The sequence below is a fragment of the Daejeonella sp. H1SJ63 genome, assembly GCF_029360775.1.
Taxonomy (GTDB): domain Bacteria; phylum Bacteroidota; class Bacteroidia; order Sphingobacteriales; family Sphingobacteriaceae; genus Daejeonella.
The window spans coordinates 76,749-95,026 of record NZ_JARKMZ010000041.1 but is presented as its reverse complement, the minus strand read 5'-3'; the positions used below and the strand labels follow the sequence as shown (position 1 = coordinate 95,026).

The 18,278-nt window shown below is 39.3% G+C and carries 17 protein-coding genes; 13 read left to right on the top strand and 4 right to left on the bottom strand.

All coding sequences use genetic code 11. The features are described from left to right. Nucleotides 1-16: 16 nt before the first annotated feature. The gene (locus P2W72_RS14765; RefSeq protein WP_276364108.1) at nt 17-2,644 is read right to left on the bottom strand and encodes a valine--tRNA ligase; all 2,628 of its coding nucleotides are present in this window, start codon (nt 2,642-2,644) and stop codon (nt 17-19) included. Between the two features lie 331 nt (nt 2,645-2,975). Between P2W72_RS14765 and P2W72_RS14760 the strand changes: the two genes are divergently transcribed. The 10 genes from P2W72_RS14760 to P2W72_RS14715 all read left to right on the top strand — a co-directional run bounded on the left by P2W72_RS14760 (nt 2,976) and on the right by P2W72_RS14715 (nt 11,551). Then, on the top strand, nt 2,976-5,021 hold the full coding sequence (locus P2W72_RS14760; RefSeq protein ID WP_276364149.1) for a M13 family metallopeptidase: 2,046 nt from the start codon (nt 2,976-2,978) through the stop codon (nt 5,019-5,021). 69 nt (nt 5,022-5,090) lie between these two features. Beyond that, nucleotides 5,091-6,044, top strand: a complete 954-nt coding sequence (locus P2W72_RS14755) for a CvpA family protein (RefSeq protein WP_276364106.1) — start codon at nt 5,091-5,093, stop codon at nt 6,042-6,044. Between the two features lie 188 nt (nt 6,045-6,232). Further along, nucleotides 6,233-6,733, top strand: a complete 501-nt coding sequence (locus tag P2W72_RS14750) for a rhodanese-like domain-containing protein (protein ID WP_346429779.1) — start codon at nt 6,233-6,235, stop codon at nt 6,731-6,733. A gap of 7 nt (nt 6,734-6,740) precedes the next feature. Next, on the top strand, nt 6,741-7,415 hold the full coding sequence (gene mnmD, locus P2W72_RS14745) for a tRNA (5-methylaminomethyl-2-thiouridine)(34)-methyltransferase MnmD (RefSeq protein ID WP_276364100.1): 675 nt from the start codon (nt 6,741-6,743) through the stop codon (nt 7,413-7,415). A gap of 39 nt (nt 7,416-7,454) precedes the next feature. Continuing rightward, nucleotides 7,455-8,261 (top strand): nucleoside triphosphate pyrophosphohydrolase, encoded by an 807-nt coding sequence (gene mazG / locus P2W72_RS14740; RefSeq protein WP_276364097.1) that lies wholly within the window; start codon nt 7,455-7,457, stop codon nt 8,259-8,261. Nucleotides 8,262-8,365: 104 nt separating this feature from the next. After that, entirely contained in the window at nt 8,366-8,914 is a 549-nt protein-coding gene (locus P2W72_RS14735; protein WP_276364094.1) for a hypothetical protein, read from the top strand. Nucleotides 8,915-8,917: 3 nt separating this feature from the next. Then, entirely contained in the window at nt 8,918-9,466 is a 549-nt protein-coding gene (locus tag P2W72_RS14730; RefSeq protein WP_276364091.1) for an RNA polymerase sigma factor, read from the top strand. After that, on the top strand, nt 9,463-10,719 hold the full coding sequence (locus tag P2W72_RS14725; RefSeq protein ID WP_276364089.1) for an outer membrane beta-barrel protein: 1,257 nt from the start codon (nt 9,463-9,465) through the stop codon (nt 10,717-10,719). Before P2W72_RS14730 ends, P2W72_RS14725 begins: the two co-directional genes overlap by 4 nt. Continuing rightward, a complete protein-coding gene (locus P2W72_RS14720) occupies nt 10,719-11,063 on the top strand; it encodes a hypothetical protein (protein WP_276364086.1) in 345 nt (114 codons plus the stop codon). The genes P2W72_RS14725 and P2W72_RS14720 overlap by 1 nt, the downstream gene beginning before the upstream one ends. A gap of 68 nt (nt 11,064-11,131) precedes the next feature. Next, nucleotides 11,132-11,551 (top strand): hypothetical protein, encoded by a 420-nt coding sequence (locus P2W72_RS14715; RefSeq protein ID WP_276364083.1) that lies wholly within the window; start codon nt 11,132-11,134, stop codon nt 11,549-11,551. Nucleotides 11,552-11,553: 2 nt separating this feature from the next. Here P2W72_RS14715 and P2W72_RS14710 read toward each other — a convergent pair whose 3' ends face one another. Further along, nucleotides 11,554-12,705, bottom strand: coding sequence for an FtsX-like permease family protein (locus tag P2W72_RS14710; RefSeq protein ID WP_346429778.1), 1,152 nt, complete (start codon nt 12,703-12,705; stop codon nt 11,554-11,556). A gap of 177 nt (nt 12,706-12,882) precedes the next feature. Between P2W72_RS14710 and P2W72_RS14705 the strand changes: the two genes are divergently transcribed. Both P2W72_RS14705 and fmt read left to right on the top strand, forming a co-directional pair. After that, nucleotides 12,883-14,148: a DUF1343 domain-containing protein gene (locus P2W72_RS14705; protein ID WP_276364077.1), complete on the top strand. Its 1,266-nt coding sequence runs from the start codon at nt 12,883-12,885 to the stop codon at nt 14,146-14,148. 80 nt (nt 14,149-14,228) lie between these two features. After that, nucleotides 14,229-15,143 (top strand): methionyl-tRNA formyltransferase, encoded by a 915-nt coding sequence (gene fmt, locus P2W72_RS14700; RefSeq protein WP_276364074.1) that lies wholly within the window; start codon nt 14,229-14,231, stop codon nt 15,141-15,143. On the opposite strand, the gene P2W72_RS14695 is transcribed toward fmt, so the two are convergent. Both P2W72_RS14695 and P2W72_RS14690 read right to left on the bottom strand, forming a co-directional pair. Then, entirely contained in the window at nt 15,138-15,977 is an 840-nt protein-coding gene (locus P2W72_RS14695) for an aminotransferase class IV (RefSeq protein WP_276364071.1), read from the bottom strand. The two genes, fmt and P2W72_RS14695, sit on opposite strands and share 6 nt — an antisense overlap. After that, the gene (locus tag P2W72_RS14690; protein WP_276364068.1) at nt 15,974-16,999 is read right to left on the bottom strand and encodes an RluA family pseudouridine synthase; all 1,026 of its coding nucleotides are present in this window, start codon (nt 16,997-16,999) and stop codon (nt 15,974-15,976) included. The genes P2W72_RS14695 and P2W72_RS14690 overlap by 4 nt, the downstream gene beginning before the upstream one ends. Before the next feature lie 198 nt (nt 17,000-17,197). On the opposite strand from P2W72_RS14690, the gene P2W72_RS14685 reads away from it, so the two are divergent. Next, nucleotides 17,198-18,277: a DUF6588 family protein gene (locus P2W72_RS14685; protein ID WP_276364065.1), complete on the top strand. Its 1,080-nt coding sequence runs from the start codon at nt 17,198-17,200 to the stop codon at nt 18,275-18,277. Nucleotide 18,278: the final 1 nt, after the last annotated feature.

The following is an 18,278-nucleotide window of genomic DNA, read 5'->3' as shown; positions in this document are numbered from 1 at the left end:
ATTTATTTCAATTAATTTATTGTAATGACTTCAGTCCTGCTTCCAGGATTGCGATCTTAGACAGAGCATCGTCTTTCTTACGACGTTCATTTTCAACAATCTCTGCTTTTGCATTCTGAACAAAACGTTCATTTGACAGTTTAGCTTCTACCGACTTCAGAAATCCCTGAAGGTACTCTATTTCCTTGCCGATACGCTCGCGTTCTGCACCGGCATCAATATTATTTTCAAGGGGTACAAAAAATTCATCCTTACCTGCCATAAATGCTCCGGCACCCGGAATTGGCTCACCAATAAAATTTACCTCACTGATATTAGCCAGTTTATGAATAATATTTACATAATCCTTATAAACAAGCTCTGAATTTGCCTTAACAGACAAAGTCAGGGCTTCTTTAGGCGATATCTGCTTGGTATTTCTGATATTTCTGATCTCTGAAATAACCTGTTTAACTATATCAAAATCAGCCAACAAAGCAGTATCAACCTTCTCGGCTACAGGATATGCTGCAACGATGCAGCATTCCATTTCCGTTCTTTCTTCAAACAGATCATCATGCCATAATTCTTCGGTTAAGAAAGGCATCAATGGATGTAAAAGTTTTAAAATACGCTCAAAGAACCCAATCGTTATACGATATGTTTCAGCATCAATCGGCTGCTGATAGGCCGGCTTTATCATTTCAAGATACCATGCACAGAAATCGTCCCATACCAATTTATAAATACCCATAAGTGCCTCTGAAAGGCGATATTGACTGTAATTAGATTCAATATCAGTTAAGGCATTATTGAAAGCAGATTCAAACCAGCTGATTGCCTGTTGATTTGTATTTGGAAGACTGCTGTCTGTTTCCCAGCCTTTTACCAGTCTGAAAGCATTCCATATCTTATTGGCAAAATTTCTGCCCTGTTCACAATAGCTCTCATCAAACATCAGGTCGTTACCTGCCGGCGAACATAGCAACATTCCAACTCTCACACCATCAGCTCCATAGGTATCGATCAGACCGATAGGATCAGGGGAATTACCCAATGATTTAGACATCTTGCGCCCCTGCTTATCACGAACAATACCGGTCAGATACACATTTCTGAAAGGCACTTCTCCTCTGAACTCATGTCCGGCCATAATCATTCTCGCTACCCAGAAGAATAAAATCTCAGGTGCGGTAACGAGGTCATTAGTAGGGTAATAGTAATTGATATCTTCATTTTCAGGATCCTTAAATCCGTCAAAAACAGATATTGGCCATAACCACGAGGAAAACCAGGTATCTACAACGTCTTCATCCTGGCTAATCACAGACGAGTCGGAATCAGGATATTGTTCTTTAAACTGTAAAACAGCTTCTTCTCTGCTTTTAGCTACAACCCACTCTCCTTTTGCATTATACCATGCCGGAATACGTTGACCCCACCATAATTGCCTGCTGATGCACCAATCCTTCACATTCTCCATCCAGTGTTTATACGTATTGATAAACTTCTCCGGAATCAATTTAATTTCACCATTCAGAACATAATCCAGAGCGGGTCCTGACATTTCAGACATTTTGCAGAACCATTGCATGGAAAGCTTAGGTTCTATAGCTGCATCGGTCCGTTCTGAAAACCCGATCTGGGATTTATAATCTTCAACCTTTTCAAGATTTCCACTCTCTTCAAGTAAAACAGCAATTTTCTTTCTTGCCGCAAAACGATCCTCACCTACTAAAATTTCTGCTTTTTCATTCAGTGTACCATTATCATTCAGAATATCGATAACCTGAAGCTTATGCTTTACCCCTAACTCATAATCATTCAGATCGTGCGCAGGTGTAACCTTTAAACAACCTGTTCCAAACTCCATATCCACATAATCATCTTCAATAACCGGAATCTCACGCCCGATCAAAGGAATGGAAACTGATTTACCTTTCAGATGCTGAAATCTTGGATCATTCGGATTGATACAGATGGCTGTATCGGCCATAATTGTCTCAGGACGGGTAGTAGCAACCGTTATATAATCATCTTCAGATGAGTTATTCACCTTATATCTGATATAGTAAAGTTTTTGGTTAACTTCTTTCCTGACTACCTCTTCATCAGATACTGCGGTCATCCCTTTGGGATCCCAGTTTACCATTCGGATTCCACGGTACACCCAACCCTTCTTGTAGAGATGAATAAAGGTATCAATAACTGCTTCTGAAAGATCTTCCTCCATGGTAAACCGGGTTCTGTCCCAGTCGCATGAAGCTCCCAGCTTCTCTAATTGCTTAAGTATGATCCCGCCATACTTGTCTTTCCACTCATAGGCATAGTTCAGGAATTCCTCACGGCTAACATCTTTCTTCTCTATACCCCTCTCCTTCAGTAAAGCTACCACCTTTGCTTCAGTAGCAATTGAAGCATGATCGGTTCCAGGCACCCAGCAGGCATTTTTTCCCTGCATACGGGCACGACGAATCAGTACATCCTGAATAGTATTGTTAAGCATGTGCCCCATGTGTAATACTCCGGTAACATTTGGCGGAGGTATGACTATGGTATAAGGTTCGCGCTCATCAGGTACAGAACGAAAAAATTTCTTATCTAACCAATATTTATACCATTTATCCTCTGTGTCTCTCGGATTGTACGTTTTAGGAATACTCATTTGCCAAAAGGGAATTAAAACGGTAAAAATACGTTTTTGAGAGGTATTTTCTGTGCTGATTTTTCAGAATTATGTGTTTTTTGCTTTCCTGAGCTCAGCTCTGAGCGCTTCTTCAAAACGGGAGAAAAGAAAATCACTCCTGTTTCAGGAAAAGAAAAATGGAATAAAAACTATCCCTGGGCATAAGAAACGATATTTTTTTAGCAATCTGGCCTGACTCATGCTTAATATTAAACCTTTAACACCTTTTATTTACTACGAGTAATTTTATCTTAATCTGTATATCGCTTATTTTTGCAGCTCTATTTCACTAACCAGAAAATATAAAATGATGAATTATTCAAGTGTTTTACTGTCTGCTGCTATGTGTTTGCTTTCTGTTCAAACTTATGCTCAGCATGACTCCAAACCTGTAAAAAAGCAGGTCTTCATAGATAAAGCAGATATGGATCTGAGTAAAAATCCCGGGAATGATTTTTACAATTACGCAAGTGGTACATGGATTAAAAACAATCCGGTTCCACCTAAAGAAACCCGCTGGGGTAGTTTTAACAAATTACGCGACTTCAACATCAATGCTGTTAAGACCATTCTGAACGATGCCGCAAACAACAAAAAGGCTGCACCCGGATCAATAGAAAGAAGGGTTGGAGATTTTTATTCTGCAGGAATGGATAGTATAATCATTGAAAAACTTGGACACTCTCCTATCTTGGCAGACCTTGAAAAGATAAATCAGCTTTCTGACTTGCAGGAAATTGTTGAACATGCAGCCGTTATGAGAACTACCGGTGCCGGTTCTCCTTTCTTTGGATTCTTTGTTGGTCAGGATAGAAAAAATGTAAAAAATATTGTCCCGCAACTATTTCAGGGAGGCACCACTCTTGGCGACAGAGACTTTTATCTGAAAAATGATGCCAGAAGCCTGAAGATACAGGATGCACTTAAACAATATATTACTACATTATTTACCCTGACAGGTACATCACAAACTGAAGCAGAAAAGAATGCCGGGATAATCTTCAGCATCGAGAAAACACTTGCAGCAGCACAAATGAGCCGTGTTGAAATGCGTGATCCCTATAAGACATACAATAAATTCCCTATTGCTGACCTGGGTAAGACTACATCTAACCTGAATTGGGTTTCATTAATGCCATTGATGAAAGTTAACGGACAAGATACTGTTCTTGTAAATTCTCCAAAATTTTTCACTGAGCTGAACAGCTTACTTGGCAGTACTCCTGTAAATGAGCTTAAAACCTACCTTCAGTGGAATGTATTAAAATCAGCTGCTCCTTATCTGAGTTCAGACTTTGTCAATGCAACCTTTGCTTACAACCAGGTAATCACAGGTCAGCGGGTTCAAACTCCCCGCTGGCAGCGAGTATCTTCACTAACTGACGGAACAGTTGGCGACCTGCTTGGACAATTATACGTAAACAAGCACTTCAAGCCTGAAGCCAAAGCAAGAATGCAGGAACTGGTATCCAATCTGGTGAAAGCTTATGAGATCAGAATAAAAAATCTTGACTGGATGAGCGATGTTACCAAGCAGAAAGCTCTGGATAAATTACATGCCTTCACTCCAAAGATTGCATATCCCGACAAATGGAAAAATTATGAGGGACTTGAAATCAACAAAAACACATTTTTCGCAAACTTAAAAAATGCAAGCGCCTGGAGCTATAATGACATGGTCAATCAGTTAGGTAAACCTGTTGATAAAACCCGCTGGGGTATGACCCCTCCTACTGTAAATGCTTATTACAACCCGGTTAATAATGAGATTGTTTTCCCGGCTGGTATTCTGCAGTTCCCATTCTTCGATCCAAATGCAGATGATGCAGTAAATTATGGTGGTATTGGTGCCGTTATTGGTCATGAGATCTCGCATGGTTTTGATGATCAGGGCAGTCAGTATGACAAAGACGGAACTTTACGTAACTGGTGGACTGATGAAGACAGAGTAAAGTTCAAAGAAAAAGCTACTGCATTAGAAAAGCAGTTTAATGACTATACTGTACTTGATACCCTTCATGTTAATGGTAAATTAACGCTTGGAGAAAATATCGGAGATTTAGGAGGTTTAAATGCAGCCTACGAAGCATTCAAAATGACCGGACAGGGAAAAAGTCCTACAAAAATTGATGGATTTACGCCCGATCAGCGATTCTTCCTATCATGGGCACAGGTATGGAAGGGTAATATCCTGAACGAGTCTGCAGCTCAGTTAATTGTTGTTGATCCACATTCGCCGGGCCAATACCGCACAATTGGCGCCCCTGTTAACATGGATGCATGGTATGAGGCATTTGATGTTAAACCTGACAATAAACTTTATAAAAAGCCGGAAGACCGCATCAGAATCTGGTAATATTTTTTAATTTTATGAATCAGGGCCTTTGTTTGTGTAATTTCAAACAAAGGCCTTTTTTATACTGCAATGAACCTGATCGATATTTTAATGATATTCATTATTGCTCTGGCCACCAGGCTGGGATGGCAGAGAGGGTTTATTCATTCTATTGCCGGCATTTTGATCTGGACAATAAGCATACTTGCCATTTTCCTTTCCTCCGAACTCATTGCAAGACTGATTGAACATATCTCAGATATCAATGAGCCCTGGATAAGGCCTTTGGGCTTTATTGTTCTGCTGGCAATTTCAAGTCGTTTTATATATCACTCTTTCGATCAATGTTCAGCAAAATTCCCTGAAGAACTGCATAGAAATAAAATCAACAAATCTGCAGGTCTGCTACCCGGGCTGGTATCCGGATTATTCTATGCTGCAGTACTGTCATTGATGCTCAGATCATATCCATCCAAAATTACATCTCAGGAAGTTGAAAGCAGCCTGATTGCATCTCAATGGAATAATTATACCGGCAACCGGCATAATGTAATTGACAGTACTTTGAATAAGCTTGGCTATTATTTTGGCAGGAGTATAACCATATATCCGAAAGAGAAAGAAATTATCAGCCTGCCTTTCGGTTCAACCACAGGCATCGAAAGGAAAGATCTGGAAAAAGAAATGTTATCCATGGTCAATCAGGAGCGGGAGCGAAATGGTCTGAATTTTCTTCAGTTTGATGAGGAACTTTCAAATGCAGCACGAATACATTCTGCAGACATGCTGAAAAGAGCTTATTTTTCACATTATTCACCTGAAGGAAAAAACACATACGACAGACTTAAAATTGAAGGAATCGAATACAGATTAGCCGGTGAAAATCTGGCTCTTGCAGAAAATACAATGCAGGCGCATGATGGATTGATGTCTTCCCCCGTCCATAAAGCCAATATTCTGAACAAAACATTTACGCATATAGGAATTGGAGTTATGGATGCCGGGCATCACGGTTTAATGATTACCCAAATGTTCAAAAATTAATCCGCTGAGCTTCACCCGGAATTTCTATTTTTAGGCTTGACATATACTAATCAGCTATTAAAAAAACTGAATATTGATACATTTGTATCAGTGAAGCAACAATTAAAGCTTTACGACCAATTGATTTTTGTTCAGTAAAAAAATCACTCTGAGTAATTCCGGAACCCTTAGAACGTTATAGACTTTGTATGCGTAAATATTTTCTGATCCTAATTTGTTTTCTGAGTACAGGTCTTAATGCACAAATCAAAAATCCGGAATTCCGGCAAATGCTTGATAGCCTGTATCAGAAAAACACTACTCCTCTTATTTCAATTAAGGATTTTTTAAAACTCGATAAGCATAATCTGTATATTCTTGATACCCGTGAAGAGGAAGAATATGAAGTAAGTCACCTGAAAAATGCCCGAAAAGTAGGTTATTTCTGGTTTGATATGCGAAAAATCTATGATATTCCTCAAACATCAACCATAGTTGTTTACTGCTCGGTTGGCAGCCGAAGTGATAAAATTGCTGAAAAACTGATAGAAGCAGGTTACAAAAACGTTTTTAACCTTCATGGCGGAATTTTTGAATGGGTTAATCAGGGTCATCCTGTTTATAAAAAAAACGGGGTGCAAACCTCAGAGATTCATACTTTTAGCAAGGAATGGAGTCGCTGGGTAGAGCGCGGCACCAAAGTAAATTAATTCGCCGATGACTCATCTAAGCTTTGTACTAACTGCCGATGGTTCCAAAACCCTTTTTAATGAAAAAGTTGGAGAGCATTATCATTCCAGACATGGGGCATTGCAGGAAAGCATTCATGTATTTCTGAAATCGGGACTATTATTTTACCTCGACAAGAATAAAGCAAACAAAGCTTCAATACTTGAAGTTGGATTCGGCACAGGCCTGAATTTTCTTGTTACTGCTGATTATTGCACAAAAAATGATATCCCCATACATTATACCGGTATTGAAGCCTATCCGCTTGATGAAAAAATGATCACCGAAACCGGATATAATGACTATGTTTCTCCTGAGGTATGGGAATCTTTCCTCAAAAATTATCCTGCGGCATTAAGCAAACCAGTTCAGATCAACCCGGATCGCTCATTATTCATAGCCAATTCTACCTTGATGAACTTCAGATCAGAGCATTTGTTTGATGTGGTATATTTCGATGCATTTGCAGCAATTCATCAGCCTGAAATGTGGACTATTGAATCACTTTCACACCTCTGCAACTATTTAAAACCCGGAGGTATATTTGTTACCTATGCTATTACCGGCGAACTAAAAAGAACAATGAAAAGCATTGGGTTCAGTATTGAAAAAGCACCCGGAGCACCCGGAAAGCGGGAGATGCTCAGGGCAGTTAAATCCTAAAGAACAAAAGCTTATTTTTGGCAGATAAATTTAAGCCCTATGCCAATCAATCCCATCCCTCCTGCTGCATCCGATCCTGCCTCAGCTTTTGAGCGTTTGCTAACCATCATGAATACGCTCAGAGAACAATGCCCATGGGATAAAAAGCAAACAATGGAAACCCTGAGGCATCTGACGATTGAGGAGACCTATGAGCTTTCAGATTCCATTCTGGATGGGAATATGGATGAGATCAAAAAAGAGATCGGCGACATTATGCTTCATCTGGTATTTTATACCCGCATTGCATCTGAAAGCAATGCATTCACCATTGTTGATGTACTGAACGGCATTTGTGAAAAGCTGATCCATCGTCATCCGCATATTTACGGTGATATCAGCGTTGCTGATGAAGCCGAGGTAAAACGTAATTGGGAACAACTGAAACTTAAGGAAGGAAATAAATCTGTACTTGAAGGTGTCCCTCTTTCTTTACCGGCCTTAATAAAGGCTTCAAGAATTCAGGAAAAGGCCCGTGGCGTTGGTTTCGACTGGGAAGAAAAATCGCAGGTATGGGATAAGGTTGAAGAAGAGCTCAGAGAGTTCAGAGATGAATTCAATACTACCGAAAACAAGGCCATAGATAAGGAAAAAGCAGAATCTGAATTCGGCGACCTGCTGTTCTCTTTAATCAATTATGCCCGGTTCATTGATATTAATCCTGAAGATGCTCTTGAAAGAACCAATAAAAAGTTCATCAAACGCTTTCAATATCTTGAGAATAAGGCTAAAGAACAGGGGAAAAATCTGAAAGATATGACCTTGTCTGAAATGGATATATTCTGGAACGAAGCAAAAAATCATTAAGCCCGGTCTGGCGAGCACTTAAACCGCAAATTTTTCGTATTTTTTTTATCCCTGCTGTTGCATTCTGAATACTGCTTACGTCTTATATATGTAAATGCTGTATAATGAAACGTTCAGACATGTTAAATAAGAATATTCATCAGACAAACAATCTTTCCCAAAAAAGTCCGGGCAGTCCAGAATACCCGATTCATGATTCCGGCCAAACTGATCGTGCCAGACACTTTAGTCTCATCATTTTTTTTAGTGTCATCACTCTCCTGGGTGCCTGCTCCGAAAAGCTGAATCTGGTGGTTCTTGACGGAAGTTATAAAGGCTTTTTCTATTATATACCTGCCGGTGGAACACAAATTACAAAAAGTGCTGAAGAGGTATCGGTTATTCTGAATGGCAAAGAGTATACCTCGACAGGTAGTACGGGGCGCATTCCTGCCGGTGGCACCGGAAAATACTCTGTGTTGAGTAATAACATAGTTCAGTTTCAGGATGAAAGGGTATGGACAGCAGATTTCGACTGGAATATGATCCTTAATGGAAATTACAGATATGAAGTTAAAAATGACAGTCTGATTCTGACACGTAATTTTGAACTTTGCTCATCCTGTAATACAACAAATGGATTATACCAATACAGATTGAAGAGAATAAACTAACGAATGCTGAAACCACCCTCCATTTCTGAAGAAGAGCTCATTCAGGAATGCAAAAATGGCAATTTAAAGCAACAGGAAAGGCTATACAAGCATTTCTTCGGCTTTGCTATGGGTGTTGGGATGCGTTACTTATCAGACAGAGAAGATACTCTTGAGGTAATTAATGATGCATTTATTAAGGTATTCCGTTCAATCGGAAACATTAATAATGTACAAAGTTTTAAACCCTGGCTAAAGCGGATTGTGGTTAATACGGCCTTGGACAGGATAAGAAAAGATACAAAATACATGCATCAGAGTGAACTGGATGAGGCTTCAGAAATTGGTTATGAAGCTCAGGTTCTTGAAAATATGAACGCAAGGGATATTTTATCATTGATGAACAAACTATCCTATATACAGCGTACTGTGTTTAATATGTATGAGATCGATGGGTATTCACATGAAGAAATTGGAGAAATACTGCAAATTCCTGCAGGTACTTCCCGGGTTAATTTAAGCCGGGCAAAGGATAAATTAAGAGAAGCCTGCAGATTAGAATCAATGGTATGAAAAAAACAGAAGATCAAAGAATCGCAGATAAAATCCGCGAGGTTTTCGACAACTTTGATGATCCTGCTGCCGATCAGGGGTGGCAGGAACTCAGAAAAAAGTATCCGGAAACTAACAGAAGGCCTTTATTATTCTGGTTCAGCTCAGCGGCAGCAATCATGATACTGACCTCTTTGTTCTTTCTTTACAAAGACGATCAAAAGCAGGAAACAATATTTGCTGACAGGAGTTTTTCTTCTCCGGCAAGGTCTGATGACAGTGTAAAATCAGAAGAATTACCATTAAACAATGAAATAACTGATACTGTTGCTTCAGAAAAAGTAATTACAGATGTTAAATATGCTTTGGTAATAAACAGGAACCAAAATCGGGCAAGTCAGAACATTATATCAACTACAAATTTGTTTGCTGTAAAAGAAAAACCGGAGTTAGAAGACAACCACAAAGAAAACAAACCCTTATTAAGCAATTTATCAGAACCTGATCAGGAAGAAAAATCTGATACCATGGTGCTTGCTCAAAAAAACATTGGAGAGGTTAAACCTCAGATTCAGCTGAATAATTTTGAGACGAAGGATACAAAAGAAAAAAGATTAAAATCACCTAAAAACCGGGATAAAAATATTGTGTTGGGTCTTTATGCCGGTTCTTTTATTAATTATGCCGAGGGCAGTGAAAGTAATATAAACCTTGGTGCCGGATTTTCATCTGACTTCAGAATCAATAATCGTTTAAAACTTTCAACAGGAATCAATCTGAGTAAAAACAGCCTGACTTATAATGAAGATACACCTTCAAATGCATACGGGTCGTTTCAACCCTCTTCAGCGTTTGCAACAAGTACACTGATATCCGTAAGTAATTATCAGGCTGAGCTTCTGAATCTGGATATTCCGGTGAACCTGAAATATTCTTTTAGCCCCGGGGAAAACAGCACCTACATTCAAGCCGGACTAAGCTCAGGAACCTATCTGAATGAACGTTATGCAATCAGCTTCAGCAATTTCAACTCGATGATTGGTGCTTCCTTCAGTCAGGATGAGCAGGTGGTCAGTAAAAAGCTCAATCATTTTGATCTGATGAGAACAGTTAATCTATCTTTTGGATTTACTACCAAAATTGGCAAGAACCAAAGCATCGGCATTGAGCCCTTTATTAAATACCCGCTTGGCGGACTGGGCAGTGAAAATCTCAGATTCGGTTCATCAGGTATAAATGTTAAAATGAATTTTAATACAGCTAAGAAACAATAATGAAATTGAATCCGATACTGATTACAGTCTTTATAGCAGGTTTGCTTTCTTTCAGTTCCTGCGAAAAGGCAGCCCGATTATGCGGAGGAAATGATCCTAAAAATGAATTGTCATGGCTCAAAGTAGAAATCAGCAGACTGAGTTTGCAAAACAAATGCTATACCATTTCAAGATCATCCTATAATATGGAAACTGTATTTATTATATCAAGCTGTGAAGCCAATATAAATAGCGTTCCCTTGTTATACCTATGCAACGGTACTCTGATCAATTTATCTGAATCCGAACTGAAAGAAATAAAATTCACAGGAAAGATCGAGTTAATCTGGAAGAGTAATGGTTAACCTATAAAAAGTACTGCTACAAATTATCTTATCGCTCCGGCTTGACCATAAATTAAAAGAGAATAATCATGAAAAAAATAAGTCTTACCATACTTTGCTTAGCAGGTCTTCTATTTGCTTCATGCGACAAGGACAATACCAGATTTGAGGGTCCTTTTGAGCTTAAAATAAACGAAACCATCAATCTTCCGGGCAGCAATACCGGTCTTCAACTGAAGGTCGAGTCAATTAATGACAGCCGTTGTCCGGCAAATGCATTCTGCATTATTTTAGGCAATGCAATTGTTAAAATAAAAATGACAGACAATACAGGCTCATTTACTGGCAGCGAACTTTGTATCGGATTATGCAGCACTAAATTTAATCGTCAGGATACCATCCGGATAAATAATGCAGCATATTCAGTGACTTTAGAAGCAGTAAACCCCTATCCCAGACTGGGAAATACAGAAACAAAGAGTGCTCTGATATCATTGAAAAAGCTCTAAAACTACTTAAAACGAATTGCTTTAAGCGGTGATATTCTGGTAACGAGCATTGAAGGAATCAAAAGAACAAACAAGCTGATTGTCAGAGTACCGGCATTCAGAAGCAGAATGTCCTGAAAATCGAGTTGTACAGGAACAAAACTGATGTAATAGGAAGCCTGATCCAGAGTAAAAAAATGGGTATAGTGTTGAAATAGTCCTAAACCTATACCCAGAACATTCCCGAGGAACAGGCCTAATCCAATCAGATACGCCGCATTGTACATAAATATCTTGCGAACACTCCAGTTTGAGCTTCCAAGAGCTTTCAATATTCCGATCATATTAGTTCGTTCGAGAATCATGATCAGTAATGCTGAAATCATATTGATAACTGCAACTGCTATCATCAGCACAAGTATTACCTGAGTATTTACATCAAGCAGGGAAAGCCACTCAAAAATTGCAGGATAATACTCTTTAATGGTATACGACTTCAGTTCTATGTCCAGATCCTCATAAACCTTATCCGCTACCGGTTCAAGCTCATCGAATTTGCTGACCCTAAGTTCATATCCTCCCACCTCCAATGAGTTCCAATTATTGAGACTTCTGATCAGGGCAATATCTCCGATTACAAAAACTTTATCTACCTCTTCAACTCCCAGATCATAAATACCGGCAATTTGAAATTTTCGCTTTCGGAGAGAGTTCTCAATGAAATACATCAGAAAATCGTCGCCAACCTTTAAGTTTAACCTGTCGGCCGTATATTTTGAAATAAGAATTTGAGAACGCGACTTTAGCGTATCCGAAAAATCGATGGTTCTGCCTGAAACAAGAATCTTATTAAAATAAGTCCAGTTGTATGTTTTATCTACACCTTTAAGTACAACTCCCTCAATTTCATCACCCGCATTAATGATTCCATTCTTGGTTGCAATTGCCTGCACATCTGCAATTCCTGCTTCCTGTCTGATCTTATCCATCACTTCCGTGGATAAGATGAAAGGCGAATTCTCAAATGAAGCATTAAGATCCAGCTTGGTGATCTGAATATCCCCCGAAAAGCCCCTTACTTTTTCCCTGATCTCTGATTTGAAACCCTTTACTATTGCCACAGCCAGAATCATCACCGCAAGCCCAAGCATGATCCCAAGAATGGCGATACGCACAATCAACTTTGAAAAGGTCCGCTTGCTGTTAAACGTTATTCGTTTCGCAATAAAAAGGGGTAAATTCAATCCTGAAATGGTTTTTTTTGTACCTTAGCAAAGATGCAATTTTTTTCAAACACGTATCGGAAGCAATTCATCACAATTCTATAATTTTACCAGACTTAACTATTCATTATGTTCCGTTTAGCCTTTACACTGATCGCTGTATTGATTCTCCAGACAACTACGGCCAGCGCACTTCAAACACAAAATTTCCGGAATCCTGTCCCTGATCCTAAAAAAATTGATGCAAAGTCATTTGATAAGGTTCGTGGTAAGCTTCTAACCGGAGCGGAACAGATTGATCAGTATCTGCCCTATCTTAAAGGAAAAAGAATTGGAATGGTAGTTAACCCCACTTCAGTTATTGGAAATACTACAGTAACTGACAGTTTATTGGCATTGGGAGTGAAAATTGTCAAAATTTTTGGTCCTGAACATGGTTTTCGGGGAGACGCAAGTGCCGGAGTGAAAGTTGATAACAGCTTTGACAAAAAAACCGGATTGCCGGTAATCTCTTTGTACGGAAAGCATTTTAAGCCCACCAAAGAAGATATGGCTGATATTGATCTGATGATTTATGACATTCAGGATGTGGGGGTCAGATTCTATACTTATATCAATACTCTTCAGCATGTGATGGAAGCCTGTGCAGAAAACAATAAAGAAGTGCTCATCCTCGACCGTCCGAATCCTAATGGCTTTTATGTCGACGGACCTGTACTCGATCCAAAATTGAAATCAGGAATCGGATACAATGCTATTCCAATCACTCACGGACTTACCATTGCTGAATATGCACAGATGCTGAATGGAGAAGGCTGGATGGCAAATAAGGTAAAATGCAATATCAAAATCATTAAACTGGCTAATTATACCCATGCTACCCCTTATGTTTTGCCGGTTAAACCATCACCCAATCTGAACACACCTCAATCCATATTATTATATCCTACGCTTTGTCTTTTTGAAGGAACCATCATAAGCCAGGGCCGCGGCACCTATTTCCCTTTCACTGTTTTGGGCAATCCGGACTTAAAAGGCAAATACAAATTCTTTTTTGTACCCAAAGGCATAAAGGGCATGAGCGAAACTCCGCTGCACATGGATAAAGAATGCTACGGCATAGACCTCAGACAATATAATACCAACAAAATCAGAAAAGAAGGTAAAATTAATCTAAGCTGGCTGATCGAACTGTATAATGCCTATCCTTACAAAGAGAAATTCTTTGATTTCAAGCAAAGTAACCAGATGGGAAACTTCGATAAACTTGCAGGCACATACGATCTGAAACAACAAATTATTGCCGGTAAATCTGAAGAAGAGATACGTCAGAGCTGGGAACCGGGACTTTCCCAATACAAAATCATGAGGAAGAAATATTTACTTTACCCATGATCTATAACAGATAAATTGCAGATTCAATTTATCATGCTTAACCAAATTCAATTATCCTGATTATCAATTACCCAAAATAGATGAAGATCGTTTTTATGGGCACCCCCGATTTTGCGGTAGCTTCCCTCAATAGCCTGATAGAAGCCGGTTTTGAAATTGGAGGAGTAATTACCGCCCCTGATAAACCGGCAGGCCGGGGACAAAAGATTAATGAATCTGCGGTAAAAAAATTCGCTGTTGAAAAGGGTTTGAGGATTCTGCAGCCGGTTAAGTTAAAAGATCCCGGTTTTCTTGATGAACTTCGTTCAATTAATGCTGACCTTCAGGTTGTGGTTGCATTCAGGATGTTACCAGAGATCGTCTGGAATATGCCTCCTAAGGGCACAATAAATCTGCATGCTTCACTCCTGCCGCAATACAGAGGTGCTGCACCTATTAACTGGGCAATTATCAATGGTGAAAAAGAAAGTGGTGTAAGCACTTTCTTCCTGAAGCAGGAGATCGATACCGGCGATATTCTTTTTACTGAAAAGGTGAGAATTGAAGATCATGACACAGCCGGTGACTTACATGATAAACTGATGAATATTGGCTCCAAACTGCTTGTCAAAACAGTAAAAGCCATTGAAACCGGAGACTATAAAGAAACCCCGCAGGATCATATTGACATTAACGAGTTAAAATCTGCTCCAAAAATCTTCAGGGAAGATTGCAAGATCAACTGGAACAAACCAACACTTCAGGTATTTAATCACATCAGAGGGTTAAGTCCGTACCCGGCTTCGTTCAGCACACTACAGGAAAAGACTCTTAAAATTTATACAGCGATACCCGAGATTACAGTTCATCAGCAAAAACCAGGATCCATTCAGACTGATAACAAAACATATTTGAAATTTGCCTGTACTGATGGCTGGATCTCAGTTATTGACTTACAGCTTGAGGGTAAAAAAAGAATGAAGGTAGATGAATTCTTAAGAGGTGTAAGATTATAACTTATTGAGCTTTTCATTCAGAAAGCGGGAAACCTCGTTAAAATATCTTTTATTATTGTAACCCATTACCCATTGAATACCCTTTGCGGCATTGGTCAGAAATACTTCATCGGCTTCATTGAGAATATCAGGATTGATCTGAGCTTCGATCAGCTCTATACCATTCTCCTTCGCCAAACGTATAACTACCTGACGCATAACGCCCCCGATACAGCCTTCATTTAATGCCGGGGTATATAGCTTTCTGTCGTAAACAATAAACACATTACTGCTCATCGACTCGCACAGAAATCCATTCTGATTCAATATCAATACCTCATCCAGACCGTTCCTGTTTTTAAATATTCCGGCCATTACATAAACAAGAGCATTACAGGTTTTCAGGTTTGAGAGTATATTCAAAGGTTTCGGAACCTCATCATAAACATCAATAATCAGTCCCTTTTTATTAAGTACATATGAATTATCTTCCAGCTTCTGGCTTTCGAGCACATAGGCCATTTTATTGGAAACAGGACTGTAAAGACCATCCGCATCACGAAATACAGTTAAGCGGAATCTGCCGTCAGACCCGATCTTATTTCGGCGAATCAGCTCTTCTGCCCTCTCTCGTAAAAACCAGGTATCAATCAAGGCACTTCTGTCGAGTTTAAGCACTTTCATGCCTTTTTGAATCCTGTCAATATGCAATTCAGAAAATTTAAGTTCTCCGTTCAGATAACGCATCGATTCAAACAGACCATCGCCATAACGGAACCCTCTGTTACTGACACTAAATATCTGCTGATCAGCAGGAACTATTACCCCATTAAAATTAATGAATTGCTTAATCATTGATTCTCTTTAATGTAATTACGCCATTTTTCAAGAACAGCTTTAAAATCAGCAGGAAGCTCTGTTTCAAAATGAATGAATTTGCGCGTTGAAGGATGTATAAAACCCAGTGATTTAGCATGTAATGCCTGTCTTGGCAAAATCTCAAAACAATTCTCAACAAACTGCCTGTATTTATTAAATACGGTACCCTTTAGAATTCTGTCGCCACCATATGTACCATCATTAAACAGAGGATGCCCTATATGCTTCATGTGTGCCCTGATCTGATGGGTACGACCAGTTTCAAGCTCACATTCGATCAGAGTTACATAATTAAAGCGCTCCAGAACTTTATAATGAGTAACCGACCATTTACCCTTACTCTCTTCATCATATACAGCCATCACTTTGCGATCTTTTACACTGCGACCGATGTAACCGGTAACTGTTCCGTCTTCAGTCAGATCTCCCCAAACCAGAGCTATATATTTCCGGGTAATAGAGTGATCAAAAAACTGCTTAGCCAGAAAAGTGATTGCCCATTCATTCTTACTGATCAGCAAAAGTCCTGAGGTATCTTTATCTATGCGATGTACAAGTCCGGGCCGACCGTCATTTCCTGGCATTTGAGGCAATTGCTGCGCATGATATACCAGTGCATTAACCAAAGTACCCGAATAATTATTAAATCCCGGATGTACGACCATTCCGGCAGGTTTATTAACCAGAATAACATCATCATCTTCATACACGATATCAAGAGGAATATTCTCGGGATAAACTTCCGTATCACGCGGTGGATGAGGAAGAACCATAGAAATAACATCCAGAGGCTTGACCTTGTAACTGGCCTTAACCACTTTATCGTTCACCAAAACATTCCCTGCATCAATAGCATTCTGAATTCGGTTCCGCGAAGTATTTTCAGTACGAATAATCAGGAATTTATCCAATCGTAAAAGCGACTGGCCTTTATCTACAATGATACGGAGGTGTTCATAAAGATCCTGTTCTTCTAATTCCTGATTATCATCTGTCATGCAACAAAATTAAACCTTTGAAGTGATTATTCAGTATAAAGTATAATCGTAATTAATTTGGTTTAATATCATGGTTTGAGCAAAAGAGTTTAACTTTACTTCTGAAATGTTCAGGCTCTGCTGTTAAAGCCTGGCAATCAGAAAGATCAAAAATCTCAATTGAATCAGACCCTGTCTGCACCTTAAAATAAATATCAAATGAAAAAATATTCATATCTCTTAAGCTTTATTATTTCCTGTGTATTTCTTCTTTCCAACCCGGTATTTGCACAAAGCGATGTTTCGGGATTAATCAAATCAAGTCCTGCCGACGCTGCAAAACTTACTCAGGCATATCTGAAACCTTTGTTCATGGGTTTAGGAACAGGACTAAATTCAGGCTGGAACAATTCAGCGCATTCCAAAAATCTGCTGCGCTTCGACCTAAGAGTAGGGTTAACAGCAGCGGTTGTGCCGCCAATTGATGAAAATTTCGATGTAACTAAAATTGGGCTTTCGAATAACATCAGACCCAGCAATCCCGCACAGGTCATAACACCAACGTTTGCAGGAAAAAGTACCAGCAGAGCCGGAATGACAATATACGACTCAAACAATCAGGCTTTGGAAAGCTTTACAATGCCTGACGGCGCGGGTTTAGGCTTAATCCCATCCCCTCAGGTACAGGGCTCTATAGGCCTTTCAAATGGAGTCGAGATTTCTCTAAGGGCAATGCCCAAAGTGAATCTGGGAAATGATTTTGGATCTATAGAAATGCTTGGAGGAGGGCTAAAGATTGAAGTATTACCATTAATTTCCGGAATGGCAACTAAAATATTCCCTGTAGATATTGCACTTGCAGGAGGTTTCACTCAATTTCAATATCAGGTACCATTAGATGTAAAGGTACCTTCAGGAGCAATCCCGGCGAGCCCCGAGCAGGTGAAAGATTTATCCAATCAAAGAATTGAAGCCAAATTCTCAGGCTTCACCACAGAAGCAATCATTTCAAAACGATTCCTGATTTTTACTCCTTTTGTGAGTCTGGGATATCAGACTTCCAAAACTGATGCAGGCTTAAAAGGTAACTTCCCGGTAATTACCGGAATGACTCTTTTGGGACAAAAGACCTATACCAGCTTCACCGACCCGGTAAACATCAAACAAACTGATTTAGATGGTTTCAGAGCAAACATTGGCTTCCAGCTAAATCTGGCTTTCTTCCGGATTTATGGCTCATACGGAATGTCAGAGTACAATTCATTTACCGGAGGTATAGGTTTTGGTCTCGGAAAATAAT

Excerpts from the sequence above, each read along its gene's own strand:
- P2W72_RS14695 (WP_276364071.1), bottom strand. The coding sequence starts at position 15,977 with ATGATTAAGCAATTCATTAATTTTAATGGGGTAATAGTTCCTGCTGAT.
- P2W72_RS14755 (WP_276364106.1), top strand. The coding sequence starts at position 5,091 with ATGAACCTGATCGATATTTTAATGATATTCATTATTGCTCTGGCCACC.
- P2W72_RS14685 (WP_276364065.1), top strand. The coding sequence starts at position 17,198 with ATGAAAAAATATTCATATCTCTTAAGCTTTATTATTTCCTGTGTATTT.
- mazG (WP_276364097.1), top strand. The coding sequence starts at position 7,455 with ATGCCAATCAATCCCATCCCTCCTGCTGCATCCGATCCTGCCTCAGCT.
- mnmD (WP_276364100.1), top strand. The coding sequence starts at position 6,741 with ATGACTCATCTAAGCTTTGTACTAACTGCCGATGGTTCCAAAACCCTT.
- P2W72_RS14735 (WP_276364094.1), top strand. The coding sequence starts at position 8,366 with ATGAAACGTTCAGACATGTTAAATAAGAATATTCATCAGACAAACAAT.
- P2W72_RS14750 (WP_346429779.1), top strand. The coding sequence starts at position 6,233 with ATGCGTAAATATTTTCTGATCCTAATTTGTTTTCTGAGTACAGGTCTT.
- P2W72_RS14715 (WP_276364083.1), top strand. The coding sequence starts at position 11,132 with ATGAAAAAAATAAGTCTTACCATACTTTGCTTAGCAGGTCTTCTATTT.
- P2W72_RS14765 (WP_276364108.1), bottom strand. The coding sequence starts at position 2,644 with ATGAGTATTCCTAAAACGTACAATCCGAGAGACACAGAGGATAAATGG.
- P2W72_RS14730 (WP_276364091.1), top strand. The coding sequence starts at position 8,918 with ATGCTGAAACCACCCTCCATTTCTGAAGAAGAGCTCATTCAGGAATGC.
- P2W72_RS14720 (WP_276364086.1), top strand. The coding sequence starts at position 10,719 with ATGAAATTGAATCCGATACTGATTACAGTCTTTATAGCAGGTTTGCTT.
- P2W72_RS14690 (WP_276364068.1), bottom strand. The coding sequence starts at position 16,999 with ATGACAGATGATAATCAGGAATTAGAAGAACAGGATCTTTATGAACAC.
- P2W72_RS14760 (WP_276364149.1), top strand. The coding sequence starts at position 2,976 with ATGAATTATTCAAGTGTTTTACTGTCTGCTGCTATGTGTTTGCTTTCT.
- fmt (WP_276364074.1), top strand. The coding sequence starts at position 14,229 with ATGAAGATCGTTTTTATGGGCACCCCCGATTTTGCGGTAGCTTCCCTC.
- P2W72_RS14705 (WP_276364077.1), top strand. The coding sequence starts at position 12,883 with ATGTTCCGTTTAGCCTTTACACTGATCGCTGTATTGATTCTCCAGACA.
- P2W72_RS14725 (WP_276364089.1), top strand. The coding sequence starts at position 9,463 with ATGAAAAAAACAGAAGATCAAAGAATCGCAGATAAAATCCGCGAGGTT.